Raw genomic sequence first — 15,415 nt, 5'->3', positions numbered from 1 at the left:
GTGAACCAGAACGAATTTGACAAAATGTTTGATCAAGCCTTCGATGCAGCCGCCAGCACGCATACCGCCATACCGGACCCGACGCCGTCGTGGGAGAAGGTCGAGCGTTTACTGCAACGCCGTCGCCGAAGAATCCAACGATTGAAAGTCGTCCCTTACGTAGCGGCTTCGTTTGTGCTGGGAGCGATGATTTTCGGTTCGCCTCCGGTCACCAATGCGTTTAATCCTTTTTTTCAGTCGATCAAAACGATCCAGTCGGATGTCGTGAGCCTCATTTTCGGGGTAAAGCCGATCGAGACGACGAAGCCGAAAACAAGTCCGCCCCAAACGGTGGCCGGCCCGGCGGGAGCCGATCTTTCTTCGGAAGTGAAAACAAGCAAAAAACTGGACGATTGGGAAGAGGCGGCGCCGCTTCTTGCCTTTCCCCACGTTAAGTTCGATCACGTTCCGGACGGATTTGTACTGACGGAGAGCCGTTTGCTTTTTAAAGCCGCTCAATCCCAATCGACGGAAGCCGTATTATTGTATGTGGATGGCGCTAGTAAACGATTTCGAGTCATGCTTCGCCTCCTGGAGTCGAATGAGACGATGACTTCGGTTGCCGGTAAAGATACCAATACGGTAGAAGAGGTAGAGGTAAACGGATCTAAGGCTTTCCTGGTTGCAACGGAAACGGGTAAAAGCAGTTTGGAGTATTTGTACAGGAACTTGTATATTTCCATATCCGGCGATTTGACGAAAGATGAAATTTTGGAGATCGCCAGAAAGATGAAGTAGACAAAAGAGGAGGGGCGGCTGCCCCTCCTTTGATTTTAAGAAACAAGTCTGCTGTCGCTAGTCGTTTCCCCTTGCTCGTACACGCCGTTGTGGTTAATCCAATGCACGACCCGCGCTCTGAAGTAATACCCCTGCTCGGCGGGTTTCACAACCTCGCCCGAGAAATACCAGTCGTTGGAAGCGCTGATTGTCGAAGCGGAGCCTACATTGATCCACTGGGTGCCTGTCCATTTCTGCAAATAGACGGTTCCGCCAATAGAGGCAACGCTGGACTTGGCTTCGGTGATGACGCTAATCTTTACCGTCTGATTGCCATTGTCGCTGATCGTAGCCGTGCCCTGATCGAGATAGGTGTTGGAAGAGTCGAACAGTCCCTGAATCTGAAATTCGGCAGGCGGCGGAGCTGTGCGAGCAAACGGCTCCATCTTCACGGAAGCCATCGATGTGCCGGGTGTTATAACGACCGCAACTACCAGCATGATACAAATCACTAGTGCATGTCTCCAAACTCTCACAGAATACACCCTTCCCTCTTAAATGAAATGGTTTACATAGATAATAACGCCTGAGCACGACTTCAGGTTGTAGGAGGATTCGAAATTTTTATAGTTTTGTGTGCCCAGAAGGGCACGCATCTTCTAGCCAAAGTCCGGTTGCGGCAGGAGTTGGGGTGCTTGCGCACGTCGAAATCCGTGCACAGAAGCGCATCGACGAAAGTGCTTGTCGGAGATAGGGCGAGCATTACCAGGCCGGAACATAAAGTGAATCCTGCTGCTTCGTCAAAAAGGCCTCGCAAGTGGGAGAAGAGGAAGTCGAACCTCGAGACTATGGGTGAAGACCACGGAAACTGCTTGGAGCTTGGAGCGGCAGTGATCCAGAGTATAGGTATCGGCATGGTATGAAAGAAGATACAGTGGACTGGTGAAGCTACTCCTGTACGTAAAAAGTAAATTTATTTTTTGAAGCTGTAGTGAGATACTCTATAAGCCTGAGGAGTGAAGTGAGCGATCTGAAGGGAGGGAGTCCGTGAGCCGCATTGTATCGATGAACGCAGACAACGCAACCTGCGGGAGGGGAGGTGCCTTGCTTTGTTCATGTTTTCTTAGGGAGGTCAAGTCAGTGAATATAGAAGCCTTTTGGAAGGTCGACATCCAAAGCTACTTCGGTATACCTAGGTAAGTTGGGTGCAATCCCCCCGGACAAAGGTAACGAGCCGACTACCCGGAATCGAGTCCTTGAGCAAGCAAAGGTAACAATGCAGGTTAAGCGTAGAAAGAGCGACGTCCAGGCTATAACGAAAGTGAAGCTATGGAGTCCCGTGAGACAATCGGGGCCGATAAGGTCAAAAACTCGGAAGGCTAGAATTTGAAAATGGCTGGGAGCCGGGGTTATGCAACACGGCGTTGTGATACGGAACGAGTAAGGAAAGTCACAGGGTATTACGTAATGTGGCCTTTGGCGGAGGAAAAGATGCGCCTGATGATCTTTGGACAATTTGCAAGAGAACGCAAAGCAGAATACGGTGAAAAGCCGGATACCTTCGATTTTGGGGCTTAAACATGTCTGTGGCGTAGGACAAAGGCGAATTAGTCCTGAACGCGTGTCTGTCTGGCGTTTGATGCAGTTTTTGTATCCGATGACAAATTGGTTTTTCGCTCATTTTGCACGTTGTAGCCGGCCTTGAGCTCACTGTTTCGCATTTGATCTTCTTTATCCGGGCCTGTAGGTTCGCTTCCTATTGCTGAATGGCGACTCGCGTCAAGGTGGACGCCTAGCCAAGTTCAGCGAAGTCTCGTCCGACCTGTTCATTTTCTCACTGCTTCTCGGCCTTTTCAATTGTTGCCAACATCACCTCACTTTCTCTTGCAGTTTTTCCTTTTATTTCACGGCCGCTGGGCCCCAGACAAACGTGTACCATCGGAGTTCACTTCGTGTCATGATCCCTCGGGATATGAAATTTTTATATACACAACAATTGGTGGTACTGCGGGATACATTCGGCCGCTTTGGGGCTTAGAGTTTAACTATCAAAAAGCCTCGGCCTGCGATCTGCAATTCCAGTATGGAACATGCAGATGTCGCAGGCCAAGGCATTTTCATATAGGCGGTGGCTGTCAAGCCATATTAGTTTGGGACAACTCCTTTACTCTAGAGCTTGGCTATGAAACGGACTTGTTGGATTTGTTCGTATAGCTTTCCGGAGGTGTAAGATCAAACGCCTCATTCCGGTCTGCCTCGTCGATTTCAATGTCCAGCACTTTTATCTCCATGGCCGGTTTGGAGGAATCGCTATTAACAAGAAAGTGGAGCAATATACCTGTTTTGGAGTCAACCCACATTTTAAACGTTTTACCGGCACTTCGCTTCTCTGGCAATACATCCCCCTCAATGACGGTCGCGTCCCTGTTTAAATACGTCTCATGGCCGACAATTTTATACTTGCCATCCTTAAGCCAAAAAGCAAGAGCCTGAGGGAATGTAACATTGCCGGCATCAATGGGGGCAGCGGGATCGTTGCGGTAAATATAATAAGCTTTTCCGTCCTTATTCTGTTCTCTTTCAGCTGTAGGCGGATTTGGATTTTGGGAGATGGATGCCAGTTTGTAACTTTTGTCTTTTTCGCTCGTAATTAGAATTTGTCCTCCGCTAGCTGTCCCGGTTTTATGAACGATACCTTGTTCATTGCTGATCTGTATATGGCTACCCGGATTACTGCCCTGTCTAACATCGAAGTTGATCTGTTCGATGCTCCCAGCCGAAGACCGATAAAGGTAGGTTCCCTTGGCGGTGGTGTAGTGATCGATTGCATTCAACATTTTATCTTTAATAACAAGATGTTCAGATGTAGAAGATGTCTGTTCAGCTTCGGCTGAGCTTCGGCTTATCGTATATGAGCTAATGGCAATTATTGCAACTATACAGGATGAAACAATCCATTTTTTATTAATCATTCAGAATCCTCCGTTCCATTCAAAAGTTTTTAGATAACTGTCTACCATTTGGCCTCTATTCCGTCTGCCATCGTATTCTTATCACTATTCGGTCCATTATCTGCATCAACCCGGACATATGTTACACTATCGTTGTAAATTGAGCCTAGTGAACTCCATCCTGCCGGGGCTGTATCTTGATTTAAGGTGGTTAGAAGACTATTGTCAGCGTAATATTGAACAGTTGCATTGGCAGACCCATAATTTAAATATACATTGTACGTATATGTGGTGTTACTGGTTGCGCTCGTTGCAATTCTCCATTCATAATCATCACCTGATACAAAATTATTTGCTAACAGTATTCGGGCGTTATTCAGATAAAATAAATGACTCGAAATTGAAGTCCAACTTCCATTATATTTTGCTGAACAATTCGTGGTTGTTAGATCGTTATCACAAGTTTCTGTAGCTGCAATGGCCGCTGAAGTAAACATAAAAAAACAGAGAAGAAGGGCTAGTAATAAACTACTAATCGTTTTTTTTGAATAAATAGGTTTCATTTTCTTTCTCCTTCCAATAGATTATTATCTTGCAATATCCTCTTCAAACAAATAAATCAAATTATTCATCACCTCCCTTCAAAGTAATTTTTTTGAATTCACATTCATTCATAGACTCTATCCTTGCAGACAGGTCTATAAATGTTGTCTCTTCCCGAAAAGGGAAATAACAATATTGAATCTCAATACTTTCAGTTACTCCTTTTGTCTTTCAATAAGATAACACCTGAAACACTCTCTAGGTTGTTGAAGAAATTGAAAAAATTTCATGTTACATAATTGGAATTTGGGAGAGAGGACCCGTTTTTTCTGTTGACTTGATCTGCGATCGTGCTATAATCGCATAATCTCAGTAGTCGATATGAAATCGATTCGGCAGTGAAGAACAACTTGGGAGATGAACAGCATGGCAAGACCGGCGGATCAGGCAGCACCCGTCTCAAAAACCGTATTTCCGATTCTGTTCGCCATCAGTATCGTCCATCTGCTGAACGATACGATGCAGTCGACGGTATCTGCACTTTTCCCTATATTGAAAGAATCGCTCAGCCTGTCTTACAGTCAGATCGGCTGGATCGCCTTCGCGATGAATATTACGGCGTCGATTTTGCAGCCGATCGTCGGCTCGTATGCGGATATTCGGCCGCGCCCTTACATTTTGCCCGCTGGGGTCGTCTTTACGCTGGCCGGTATCGTCTCGCTGGCGATGGCCCCGAACTTTACGACTATTTTGCTGGCGGTTATTCTGATGGGGATCGGATCGGCCATCTTCCACCCGGAATCGTCCCGGGTCGCTTATCTTGCGGCGGGAGGAAAGAGAGGCCTCGCCCAGTCGATCTTTCAGGTAGGGGGCAACATCGGCAGCTCGCTCGGACCGATTATGACGGCCGTGCTGTTCGTTCCGCTCGGCCAGTTCGGCGTGATCTGGTTCGCCTTTGCGGCGCTGGCGGGAATCGCCATCCAGTATTATGTGGCAGGATGGTACAAACAGATACAGGCGGCTCCCAGGCCATCATCGAAGCATAGAGCTTCAGGCGAGCGGAGCATCGAGCTGAGCCGGTTTCAGGTCGTGTCCGCGGTCCTGATTTTAGTTTTTCTCGTATTTTCGAAGTATGTGTACATGTCGAGCATTACGAGCTTTTTCTCGTTTTATTTGATCGACGGCTTCGGGGTTACGGTTGAACATGCGCAGCTGTTTCTGTTCGCCTTTTTGTTTGCGGCTGCGGCCGGAACGTTTTTTGGCGGACCGCTCGCCGACCGGTACGGGAGAAGGAACATGATCTGGCTGTCGATTTTCGGCACGGCGCCGTTTTCGATTTTGCTGCCTTATGCGGATCTGTTCTGGGCGTGCATCCTGGTGGCTTGCGCTGGATTCGTCCTGTCGTCGGCATTTTCGATCATCGTCGTGTATGCGCAGGAGCTGCTTCCCGGCAATGTGGGACTCGTATCGGGGCTGTTTTTTGGCCTCGCCTTCGGTCTTGGCGGACTCGGTTCGGTCGTGCTCGGCTGGATCGCCGATGCCACCAGCATCGCTTATATTATGAAGCTGTGCGCATATTTGCCTTTGCTCGGCGTACTGGCCGTTTTTCTTCCGAAGGATCGGAAGGGTTGAGCTGGTCTAGAGCCGGTAAGGGGAAAAAGAGAAGGAAAGGACCGGTCAAGGGCCGGTCCTCATGGTGGAAGGGGAAGGGTTGTTCCGGGCTGGCCGGGGCAGCCCTTCTGACGGTTTCGCCGACAGCAGCACGGTGGAGGCTACGATGAGCACCGCTCCCGCCGTTTGCCACAAGCCGAACGGCTTCATCAGCCACAGGACGGTCGTAATCACGGCCGCCAGCGGCTCTATGCCGGAGAGGATGCCCGCCTCGGTCGGGCTTAAATATTTTAGACTGGCTGCACATAACGTAAAGGCGCAAGCCGTTCCGAATACGATGACACATCCGATCAAGACGATCGAGAAGGCGTCGTACTCGCCCGCCGGAAGCCAAGCAGTACCCGGAAGCAGCATCGAGATGCCGCCGTACACCACACCTCCGATCAGCATCCCCCAGCCGCTGCACAACAGCGCTCCCCAGCGGTCCAACAGGCGGACGGGGTAAACCGTATAGAAAGCAAAAGCAAATGCGGTCCCAATCCCCCACAGCACCCCGGCTTTTGAGAAAACGGCTTCTCCGAAGACGCCGTTCGTCAAGACGAGGACGATCCCCGCGAGTGCGATCAGAAACGACGACCATTCCGTCAAGAAGGGCGGCCGCCTGTTTTTCCACGCGAGATAAACTGCGATGAGGGCGGGACCTAAAAATTGAAATAAAGTCGCCGTTACGGCGCTCCCGTTCTCCACCGTCTGCATAAAAGAATACTGCATGCCGAGTATGCCGCCGATCCCGTACGCTACGATGCCGCCCCGCGAGGAGCGGTCCTTCCAGATCGCCCATAGATCGTGTCCCCGCAGCCGCAGATAGAGAAGGAGCAGCAGACCGGACGGGATGAGCCTTAGCGGGACGAGTCCCCCCAGGTCGAAGCTGCGATACGTATGTAACCACTCCAGCACCGTGCCCCCGATTCCGAAAAAAGCCGAACCGAGCAAGATAGCCGCGAGTCCGAATGCGCGTTTATTAGTCATTGCCGCCGACATGAAATGTTCCACGCTTTCTGCTTGATTTCCTGGTTCCATCCGAGTATAACGGAAAGTGATACCGTAGATAAGCACCAGAATTTGACCGATTAATGGTATCAGATGGAGGGATGGGCGATGATCGGACTAACTCCCGTTTTCATAACGAAAGGGGCCGGTCCGCTTCACCGGCAGCTGTACCGGTATATCCGGAGCGAGATCGAATCCGGCGCGATCCGGCCTCATGCGAAGCTGCCGTCCAAGCGCAGCTTGTCCGCTCATTTGAAAATCAGCCAAAATACCGTACATGCCGCCTATCAGCAGCTTGTCGCGGAAGGATATATCGTCGCGCGCCCGCGCAGCGGTTATTATGCCGGCGAGATCGGGATGTCGGGGGGCGGTGGAGCGCCGGCGGTAGAGCGCCGTCCTGCCGCCCCGCCGGAGGAAGCCGGGAAGAAGCAGGCGGCGCCGGATCTATCGTTCGATCACGCGGCGGTGGATATTGCGGCTTTCCCGTTCGGCGCCTGGCGGAGACTGTATCGGGAAGTGCTGTCGGCCGACCGTTCCGATCTGGCGACTTTGGGCGATTCGCGAGGAGAGCCCGGGCTGCGGGGCGAGCTGTCGCGGTATTTGTATCAAGCGCGGGGCGTTGTCTGCTCGCCGGAGCAAATCGTCGTAGGCGCCGGCACGCAAACGCTGCTGATGCTTCTCGTCCAGTTGCTCGGACTCAGGAGCAGCTATGCGATGGAGAATCCGGGTTATTCTCGGGTACGCCATCTGTTCGAAGCGATGGGCATCGAGCCGGCCTTCGTGCCGCTCGACCGGTACGGGTTATCCGTCGACGCGTTAAGGGAGTCGGATGCGGATATCGTGTACGTAACGCCTTCGCACCAGTTTCCGATGGGCATGGTGATGCCGATAGCGCGAAGAACGGAGCTGCTGCGGTGGGCGGAGGAGAAGGATGGCCGGTATGTGATCGAGGACGACTACGACAGCGAGTTTCGTTATGTAGGCATGCCGATTCCCGCGCTGCAGGGGCTCGATGGCGGCGGCAAGGTCGTGTATGTGGGGACGTTGTCGAAGGCGCTGATGCCATCGCTTCGGCTCAGCTATATGGTGCTGCCGCACGCTCTGCTTGAGAGATACAAGGAACGGCTGACTTTTTATCCGCAGACGGTGTCGCGGGTGGATCAGCTGGTGATGGAGCGGTTTATCCGGGACGGACATTGGGCGAAACATCTCCAGAAGATGCGAATCGTCTACGGCCGAAAAAAGGAAGCGCTGGTCGCGGCGCTGAAAACGACCTTCGCGGAGGACGTCCGCTTCGTCGGAGAGGAAGCGGGACTGCACGTCGCAGCCGCGTTTGCCGGCAAGCTGCGGGAGGCGGAGCGGATCGAGCTGGCGCGCCGGGCCGGGGTCGTCGTGCACCCGGCGTCGGTTCATTATGCGCCGGGAACGGATGTAAGTGCGAGCATGGGTGCGGATGCGGAGATTGCGGTTACGGGGGCGAGTACGAGGATGGGTGGCAGTGCGGATGCGGGTGGGAGTACGGGTGCGGATGCGAATACGGGTGCGGGTGCGAGTACGGATAAGGTTGTGAGTATGAGTACGGCACCGAATATCGGCGCTTCCGTGCTGCTGCTTGGCTTCGCCAATTTGAGCGAAGAGCAGATTGCGGCGGGCGTCTCCCGGTTGAAGGAAGCGTGGGGAGCCGCGGGCGTTGAGTAGGCCGGCAGAATGAACGAGATGAGAGGGCAAGAGCAGGAAGGGAAGGAGAGGGAAGTCAAGGGCGGAGAGGCAATAGCGGAAAAGACAAGAGCGGTCAAGTGGTGGGATCGCGGTGCGATCAAAGTGGAATCGCAGTACGCGGGCCGGCCCAGTTGAGGCCAGCTTAGCCCGGCTGGACTGGGTTGGGAACGGACAGGCCGGGTCCCTAGGGTGACTTAAAGACAAGTGTGCCCCCACCACTCCTGCGGAACCATACCAAGGGCCGCCGGCCCGTTTCTTCCAAGTGGAAGAGACAGGCCGGCGGCCCTCACTGGTACGGCGGCTAAAAACCCAGATTACCGCGACGTCCTGCCCCCGGCTAGTCTCACGAGCCGGTAAACGATCCACAGCACGCTGGAGGCGAACATGATATCGAAGCAGACGTTAAACAGGAACAGATGCTTGCTCAGATCGGCTTCCCCATCGCCGATAATCGGGATGAGGAACGAGATCAGGCCGATGAGGCCGACGAGAGCGAACGTTTCCGTATATATTTTGCCCCCGAGCGAGGCCGCCCTTCGGCGCTCCAGCGCGATAACGGCGTAATAGACCAGGCAGAACGGGATCAGAAACCACAGCGTGTTCGGCAGCACGTTTTTTTTCCATTCGCTCCACCAGTCGAACTTGGCCGATACGGCACCTCTCGACATGCCTTCGCCTTTCTCGTACGTGCCGAGGTAATACGGCCGGATCGTCATCCCGTTTTGCGCGGCCACCTCCAGCTTGGCTATCAGCCGGCCGGGATGCTTCAAGTAAAACAACGCGATTTTCCCATGGCTGATCCGATCGTAAAACTTCTCGTACATCACCGGGTCGCGCTGCGGAATCGACGTCTCCTCAAAAAAGTTCGTCCCGGCCAAAACGGCCAGCTCCTGCGGAATGCCGAGCTCCTCCAGATCCTGCTCGGGCGTAGGCGAATCTTTCAGAACGCCGTAAAACACCGTCTGGTACATATTGATTTCTTTAAGCTGCTTCGGCGCCAGTACGTACATCGCCAGCGAGCCGACGGCCAGAAAAGCGGAGAAGCCGATGACCGTCTTGCGCCAAGCCCCGTCGCTGCGCATCCGCAGGAAACGCAGGCCGAGCAGGGCGATCAGTACGCCTACCGGAGCGTTTTGCACCTTTGAGCCGGTCAGCAATATCGCACAGACGAAAAACAAGATCAGCAGCCTTCGCGTGGGGTGTTCGCTTGAAGAGAGGCCGAGCGCCAGCCCGACGGTCAGCAGCAGAAAAACGTACGAGATCGGCTCGCCGAACAGCGAGTTAAAGTAGCCGATATAGCCGACGTCTGCGAATATGAACACGAGTACCAGGCCAAGCGCGATGCGGGCAATGAGCGGCCAGGCGCGGTGATAGCGCAGCATCACCCAGAACGCGGCAAGCAGCAGCACCGAGTACACGACCGCCATCGAGCGCATGTCGAACACGGTTGTACTGAAAATGAGCCGGTTCAGCCAGGTCGCCAGAATGACGAATGGAACCTGAGTCGAAGCGTAACCGCCGATCCCGAGAGGAACAAGTTTGAACTCCCGGATAAAATGGCCGAAATATTTATCCTCGTAGGACAGATTCGGATCTAAATAATCCAATCCGACGGACGTCATAATGCGCAAAAAATCCCCGTTGTCGGCGATGCCCACGATTGGTTTCACGAACAGAACATAAATGAACACGGCGACAGCGGCCGCCATCGTTCCAAGCGATACAGGCGATATGCCGGATGCCCGCCTCATGACGATTCACCTGCCCGCCGCGCAACCGTCCCGGACGGACGAAACGTAAAAAATTTATGTCCCAGGTAGTTCATGATGGTATACAGCCCTGTGCCGAACAAAGCGGACAAGTTTTCCAGCAGCTTGGCCGAGAACCCCGGAAATACGGCCGCCAGCAGCCGGCCGCCGGCGAGCCCGGCCCCGTAGGATAGACCGTAACAGATGAATGTGATTAGGAAAAACTTCCACAGGCTGCTGCGTATGCTCGTATTCGAACGGAAAGTAAACCGTTTATTCAAAAAGTAGCTGACCACCGCTCCGATCGTATTGCCGAGAAAGGTCGAAGCCCAATAGCCGGCATGGACCACATTCAGAAAAAAGGCGATGGAGGACAGGCCGACAATCGTATTCAGCACGCCTACGAGCAGGAAACGGAGAAACGTGCGATCCACAAGCGCCGTCAGCTTCATGACCGCATCCCCAGCCCGTGCCCGAGATCGGAAGGACGGGGCTCGTCCGACGCCGCCAACGGCGAAGTCCGGTTATCCGACTCTGACTCTGACTCCGACGCGGCGTGCAGGTCTTTATCGACGATGTAGAGCGGCCGGCGCTTGACTTCTTTGTAGATTTTGCCGATATATTCGCCGATCAGCCCGAGACTGATGAGCTGGATGCCGCCGATAAACCAGAGCGACAGCATCAGCGAGGTCCAGCCGGTGACGGTATTGCCGGCCAGCTTCTGGATGACGGAATACAGTGCGGCGACGACGCTGATCAGGAACAGGATGAAGCCCGCAGCCGTCACGAGACGGATCGGCGTCACGCTGAGCGACGTAATGCCGTCCCAGGCGAAGGCGAGCATCTTTTTCAGCGGATATTTGGATTCCCCGGCGAACCGTTCCTTCCGGTCGAAATAAACCCGCGTCGCGTTGAAGCCGATCATCGGCACGATGCCGCGCAGAAACAGATTAACTTCCTTGAACCGCTCGAGCTGCTCGAGCGCCCGCTTGCTCATCAGCCGGTAGTCGGCATGGTTGTATTCGATGTCGGCGCCCATTTTGCGCATCAGCTTGTAAAACGTCTGAGCGGTGCTGCGCTTGAAGGCGGTGTCGGTTTCGCGGCTTTGCCGGATGCCGTAGACGATGTCGAACCCTTCATGGTACTTGATCATAAACTCGCGGATCACTTCCGGATCGTCCTGCAGGTCCGCATCGATCGAGACGGCGCAGTCGACCCGGCTTCGGGCCCGGTTCAGTCCGGCGAGCAGCGCGTTCTGGTGACCGGCGTTGCGGGCAAGCTTCAGGCCGGATACTCTCGGATTCGAGCTCCGGTACTTTTCGATCAGCTCCCAGGTCCGGTCCCGGCTTCCGTCGTCGACGAACAGCATAAAGCTTCCGTCCGCGATCAGTTTCTCGCGTACCAGCCGCTCCAGCATCCGGGTAAGCTGCGATACGGTCTCGGGCAGCACTTCTTCTTCGTTATAGCAAGGTACGACGATGCCAAGTACGGGTAAATGCCCTTGCTTCTCCATACGTATTTCCTCCAGCCATCCAATTTTTACTATTCTCTCTATGTAGGGGGACGCTCATACCTTCGGGACAAATCACCCCTATTATTGACGCCGAAAGGGGGATGAAAGTTCCAAGGCGACATGTATACATTACAACATTTGGCGTTTTTGCGAAACAGGTTGCCGGTGTGAAACATTCGGAAAAGCTTAGAAACCGGAGGAAGCTATCGGGAACAAATACCGCTCTTCGCAGAAGGAGGGAGGCCGCTTGGAACGAGGGCTTACGGCGAAATACGTGAAAGGAGGATCGGCGAAAGGAGAAACAAAAAAAACGGGTTCATCCGCCCTACCGGCTGCAGTCGGGGAGATGCAGACGGATGGATGGCTGCCAGTTGTCTGTCGCGGAAGTGATGAAGCGATTACACAGATGCTGGACGCTGGTCGAGATCGCCTCGTATTTCGCGGTATAGGGAGATAAATAGCAATTTAAATAGTAGGAGGCTGCCGTCGTCACGAGATGCGTCATCTTCGTCCGCATCGACTCGAATTGCTTCATCAGGCAGACGTTCTCGTCGGGAAGTTGCTCGATATGGTGACGGAGAAGCTCGGACAGCTCGATCAATTCTTCTTTCAGCCGGTTCTTGATCCAGGAAGAGCTGCAGTCGGGCTGAGTCATGTCGGGATGGATACCTCGATTCGCAGGTTGCTGAAACGGACAACGATCGACGCATTTTTCTAGTCGTTACCAGTTCGGTCCCTAGTGTTTGCGTTCCTTGAATCTTTTATCCGAATGGGCGGCTGCTTGAGCGAATTTCGGGTTCCCAAGCAACTTTCGCCCGATTTCGGCGTATTTACATAAGCTGGAAAACGAATGAAAAGGGGAATGTCTTCCATGTTCGAACGATTTGCCGCCGTCATCCTGGTAGTTGGATTGCTGCTTCTGTTCACGCCCGTGCATGCGGAGCAACAGGCGCCGCCCAAGCTGATGCTGAACGGATATACGATCGAATTCGAGGTTCAGCCGGTGACTGTCGAAGGGATTACGCTCGTTCCGCTTCGCCACCTGTTGGAGGAGCTTGGAGCCACGGTCGAGTGGAATCAAGAGATGAAAGCCTTTAAAGCGACCCGGGGAGATCGCGTCCTCCAGTACAAAATCGGAGATACGGCGGCGTACCGGGATGAGCAGCTGATCGTGCTGCCCGTTCCGGGGCAAGTAGTCGGGGGCCATACGCTGATGCCGGTTCGCTTCGTAGCGGAATCGCTTGGCGCGGAGGTGGGATGGGAAAGCTACACCCGGACGATTCTCATCAGTTCGCGTTCCAAACGGGCCGGGGTCGTAAGCAAAGCGGCGGATGGCGCTGCTGTAGAGGTCCTGCCGATCGGAGAGCAGCACCCGGCAGCGGAAACGGTCCGGCTCATCGGCGTGAACATTCCGGCGCCCGGCGGAGAAGGCGGCGAGCAGAGCTTGCAGCTCGGCAAGGCGGCCGCCGGCTCCATCCTGGAACAGCTTGAAGGGAAAACGGTCGGTATCGAGATCGATACGAAAAAGCGAGATTCGGAAGACCGCGTCTCAGCCTACCTATATCTCGACGACGGGACGATGGTTAACGCCATGCTGATCGCCGAAGGTTACGCGCTAGCGGAAGCCGTCCCGCCGGACTTGCGCTGGAGGGAGCTGTTCCAATCGCTGCAATCGGACGCCCGGGTGAACGGACGCGGCATCTGGAAGCAAGAGGCGGCTTTACCGGTATCGCCGATGTGAAGCGGCCGTCCGCTTTTTTAGGCTCCGATGAGAGTATAAGTAGGCTTCAACGAAGCTGATCCTTCTGCTCGCGAGAACAGCCTGCCTCTCTTACTCCGAGCACTAGATATGCGGAAAAGGCTTCGAATAGTCGATTAACAGCTTTTCTTAACCCGAATATACTGCTGCTTCCATTCGAATTCTTCCCCCAGCTCGAACGTATTCAGCTCCAGCACGAGGTCCAGCTCCGGGTTTCGGGGCTCGGGGAACCGGCCGCTGTTATCCGCCCAGCAGGCGAACAGCTCCGCTTCTTCGCCGGGTTCCAGATGCCGGTTCCAAATAGGCAAACAGCTCGGTTAAACATTTTTTACTCTTAGCATAAGAGGTCGGAGCGCGTTCCCGAAGCTCCCTGCCGATCCGGTAAGAACCCAAGTCCGGGTCGGCCTGATAGCTGTCGCGGGATCGATCGTATTTTGCGAATTATGTTGATAGCGACTTGGTTTACTTTTATAATATTTATAGAACTTAGTTCTCTATAAAAGAACTTCGCCCGCCGAATCAAGCTGGCCGGCAGAATGGAGATGCTCCTATGAAGCAGCGCATCGGATTTATCGGATCGGGTAATTTTACCGATAAGCATCAGAAGCTGTTAGCCCGTATGGACGGTGTAGAGGTCGTAGGCTTTTGCGGCAAAAGCATGGAACGGGCGGAGCAAGCGGCGCGCAATTGGCCGAACGCCAAGGCTTACCGGACCGCCGAACAGATGATGGACTCGGCGGAACTGGATGCGCTGTATATCTGTGTTCCTCCTATGGCGCACGGGGAGGTGGAACGCAGTGCGGCCGAACGCGGAATTCCTTTTCTGGTCGAAAAACCGCTCGGAATCGAACCTGCTCCGCTCCGACCGGTACGGGATCTCGTCGTCCGCAGCCAGCTCGTAACGTCCGTCGGCTACAACTGGCGTTATCTCGATTCCGTTACCAGAGCGCGCGAGCTGCTGCAGCAAGCGACGACAGGTCTGGCTCTCGGCTACTGGATGGGGACGATGCCGAAGACGCCTTGGTGGAGACGGATGCAAGGCTCGGGCGGCCAGTTCATGGAGCAGAGCACGCATGTGGTCGACCTGGTCCGTTATTTGTGCGGCGAGATTACCGAAGTGTATGCGGTCTACGGGAACGTGCATGTCCATCGTACACTGGAGGATATGGATGTGCCGGATGTCGGATCCGTCACGATGAAGCTTGCGGGCGGCATAGCGGCGACGATCTCCAACACGTGCATGCTCCCCAGGGGACATACGAACGGGCTGGATGTGTACACAAGCGAAGGCGTACTGGAAATCCGCTTCACCGGGCTGAAGGAAATCGGCCGGGACCGTACGACCGAATACCGGAACTTGACGGACCCTTACGTTCAGGAGAACACCGCGTTCCTGCACGCGGTGCGGACCGGAGACCGGTCGCTGATTCGTTCCGATTACGCGGATGCGTTCCGCACGTTCGAAGCGACGGCCGCCGCCAACGTGTCTGTGAGGGAGGGGCGTCCTGTCCGGTTGAACGGATCGGATGGCGATCCGCAGCTTGATTCCTGATTCAGAGGGGCAGGGCCACCCCCTAAGCAGCGGTCCTCATGAAGACTGCCGAGCCCATCGGCAGTCTTTTTTCAACGTCTCGGAGGAAAAGAAAAGGTCCATGGAGCGCGGTGGTTATTCGGCCTTCTGGCTGGATTCAAATGGGGAAAGACCGAGTAAGAGCGGTTTGTAACCTTTATTTTGTCCGAACACTCGCTTGAACAAGAAATAAGA

At 54.1% G+C, this 15,415-nt stretch carries 15 protein-coding genes; 6 read left to right on the top strand and 9 right to left on the bottom strand.

Annotation, left to right across the window (positions count from 1 at the left end; genetic code table 11):
- Positions 1-777, top strand: a complete 777-nt coding sequence (locus tag AC3Y2E_RS02390; protein WP_379206747.1) for a DUF4367 domain-containing protein — start codon at positions 1-3, stop codon at positions 775-777.
- 35 nt (positions 778-812) lie between these two features.
- On the opposite strand, the gene AC3Y2E_RS02385 is transcribed toward AC3Y2E_RS02390, so the two are convergent.
- The 3 genes from AC3Y2E_RS02385 to AC3Y2E_RS02375 form a co-directional block, all read right to left on the bottom strand.
- A complete protein-coding gene (locus tag AC3Y2E_RS02385; RefSeq protein WP_379206745.1) occupies positions 813-1,268 on the bottom strand; it encodes a hypothetical protein in 456 nt (151 codons plus the stop codon).
- Between the two features lie 1,668 nt (positions 1,269-2,936).
- On the bottom strand, positions 2,937-3,728 hold the full coding sequence (locus tag AC3Y2E_RS02380; protein WP_379206743.1) for a hypothetical protein: 792 nt from the start codon (positions 3,726-3,728) through the stop codon (positions 2,937-2,939).
- A 41-nt stretch (positions 3,729-3,769) separates the two neighbouring features.
- On the bottom strand, positions 3,770-4,270 hold the full coding sequence (locus AC3Y2E_RS02375) for a hypothetical protein (protein ID WP_379206741.1): 501 nt from the start codon (positions 4,268-4,270) through the stop codon (positions 3,770-3,772).
- 406 nt (positions 4,271-4,676) lie between these two features.
- Here AC3Y2E_RS02375 and AC3Y2E_RS02370 point away from each other — a divergent pair, with 406 nt between their 5' ends.
- Positions 4,677-5,882, top strand: coding sequence for an MFS transporter (locus AC3Y2E_RS02370; protein WP_379206739.1), 1,206 nt, complete (start codon positions 4,677-4,679; stop codon positions 5,880-5,882).
- Positions 5,883-5,927: 45 nt separating this feature from the next.
- Here AC3Y2E_RS02370 and AC3Y2E_RS02365 read toward each other — a convergent pair whose 3' ends face one another.
- Positions 5,928-6,890 (bottom strand): DMT family transporter, encoded by a 963-nt coding sequence (locus AC3Y2E_RS02365; protein ID WP_379206737.1) that lies wholly within the window; start codon positions 6,888-6,890, stop codon positions 5,928-5,930.
- Positions 6,891-7,019: 129 nt separating this feature from the next.
- On the opposite strand from AC3Y2E_RS02365, the gene pdxR reads away from it, so the two are divergent.
- A complete protein-coding gene (pdxR, locus tag AC3Y2E_RS02360) occupies positions 7,020-8,609 on the top strand; it encodes a MocR-like pyridoxine biosynthesis transcription factor PdxR (RefSeq protein WP_379206735.1) in 1,590 nt (529 codons plus the stop codon).
- 9 nt (positions 8,610-8,618) lie between these two features.
- On the top strand, positions 8,619-8,765 hold the full coding sequence (locus AC3Y2E_RS02355; RefSeq protein WP_379206733.1) for a hypothetical protein: 147 nt from the start codon (positions 8,619-8,621) through the stop codon (positions 8,763-8,765).
- Between the two features lie 179 nt (positions 8,766-8,944).
- Here the strand turns inward: AC3Y2E_RS02355 and wsfD are convergent, their stop codons facing one another.
- The 4 genes from wsfD to AC3Y2E_RS02335 form a co-directional block, all read right to left on the bottom strand.
- Positions 8,945-10,381 carry a glycan biosynthesis hexose transferase WsfD gene (gene wsfD, locus AC3Y2E_RS02350; RefSeq protein ID WP_379206731.1) on the bottom strand — a complete coding sequence of 479 codons (1,437 nt, stop codon included), beginning with the start codon at positions 10,379-10,381 and terminating at the stop codon, positions 8,945-8,947.
- Complete coding sequence (locus AC3Y2E_RS02345; RefSeq protein WP_332074903.1) at positions 10,378-10,830, bottom strand: GtrA family protein; 453 nt, start codon at positions 10,828-10,830, stop codon at positions 10,378-10,380. The genes wsfD and AC3Y2E_RS02345 overlap by 4 nt, the downstream gene beginning before the upstream one ends.
- Complete coding sequence (locus AC3Y2E_RS02340; RefSeq protein WP_379206728.1) at positions 10,827-11,891, bottom strand: glycosyltransferase family 2 protein; 1,065 nt, start codon at positions 11,889-11,891, stop codon at positions 10,827-10,829. The genes AC3Y2E_RS02345 and AC3Y2E_RS02340 overlap by 4 nt, the downstream gene beginning before the upstream one ends.
- A gap of 325 nt (positions 11,892-12,216) precedes the next feature.
- Positions 12,217-12,546 (bottom strand): diadenylate cyclase domain-containing protein, encoded by a 330-nt coding sequence (locus AC3Y2E_RS02335; protein WP_379206725.1) that lies wholly within the window; start codon positions 12,544-12,546, stop codon positions 12,217-12,219.
- Between the two features lie 216 nt (positions 12,547-12,762).
- On the opposite strand from AC3Y2E_RS02335, the gene AC3Y2E_RS02330 reads away from it, so the two are divergent.
- Complete coding sequence (locus tag AC3Y2E_RS02330; protein ID WP_379206723.1) at positions 12,763-13,632, top strand: stalk domain-containing protein; 870 nt, start codon at positions 12,763-12,765, stop codon at positions 13,630-13,632.
- 134 nt (positions 13,633-13,766) lie between these two features.
- On the opposite strand, the gene AC3Y2E_RS02325 is transcribed toward AC3Y2E_RS02330, so the two are convergent.
- The gene (locus tag AC3Y2E_RS02325) at positions 13,767-13,958 is read right to left on the bottom strand and encodes a hypothetical protein (RefSeq protein ID WP_379206721.1); all 192 of its coding nucleotides are present in this window, start codon (positions 13,956-13,958) and stop codon (positions 13,767-13,769) included.
- A gap of 242 nt (positions 13,959-14,200) precedes the next feature.
- On the opposite strand from AC3Y2E_RS02325, the gene AC3Y2E_RS02320 reads away from it, so the two are divergent.
- The gene (locus AC3Y2E_RS02320) at positions 14,201-15,202 is read left to right on the top strand and encodes a Gfo/Idh/MocA family protein (RefSeq protein ID WP_379206719.1); all 1,002 of its coding nucleotides are present in this window, start codon (positions 14,201-14,203) and stop codon (positions 15,200-15,202) included.
- Positions 15,203-15,415 lie beyond the last annotated feature (213 nt).

This window comes from Paenibacillus sp. MAH-35, from assembly GCF_058135425.1.
Note: the sequence above shows the minus strand (reverse complement) of the source record. Positions and strands in the feature narration are given on the sequence as shown.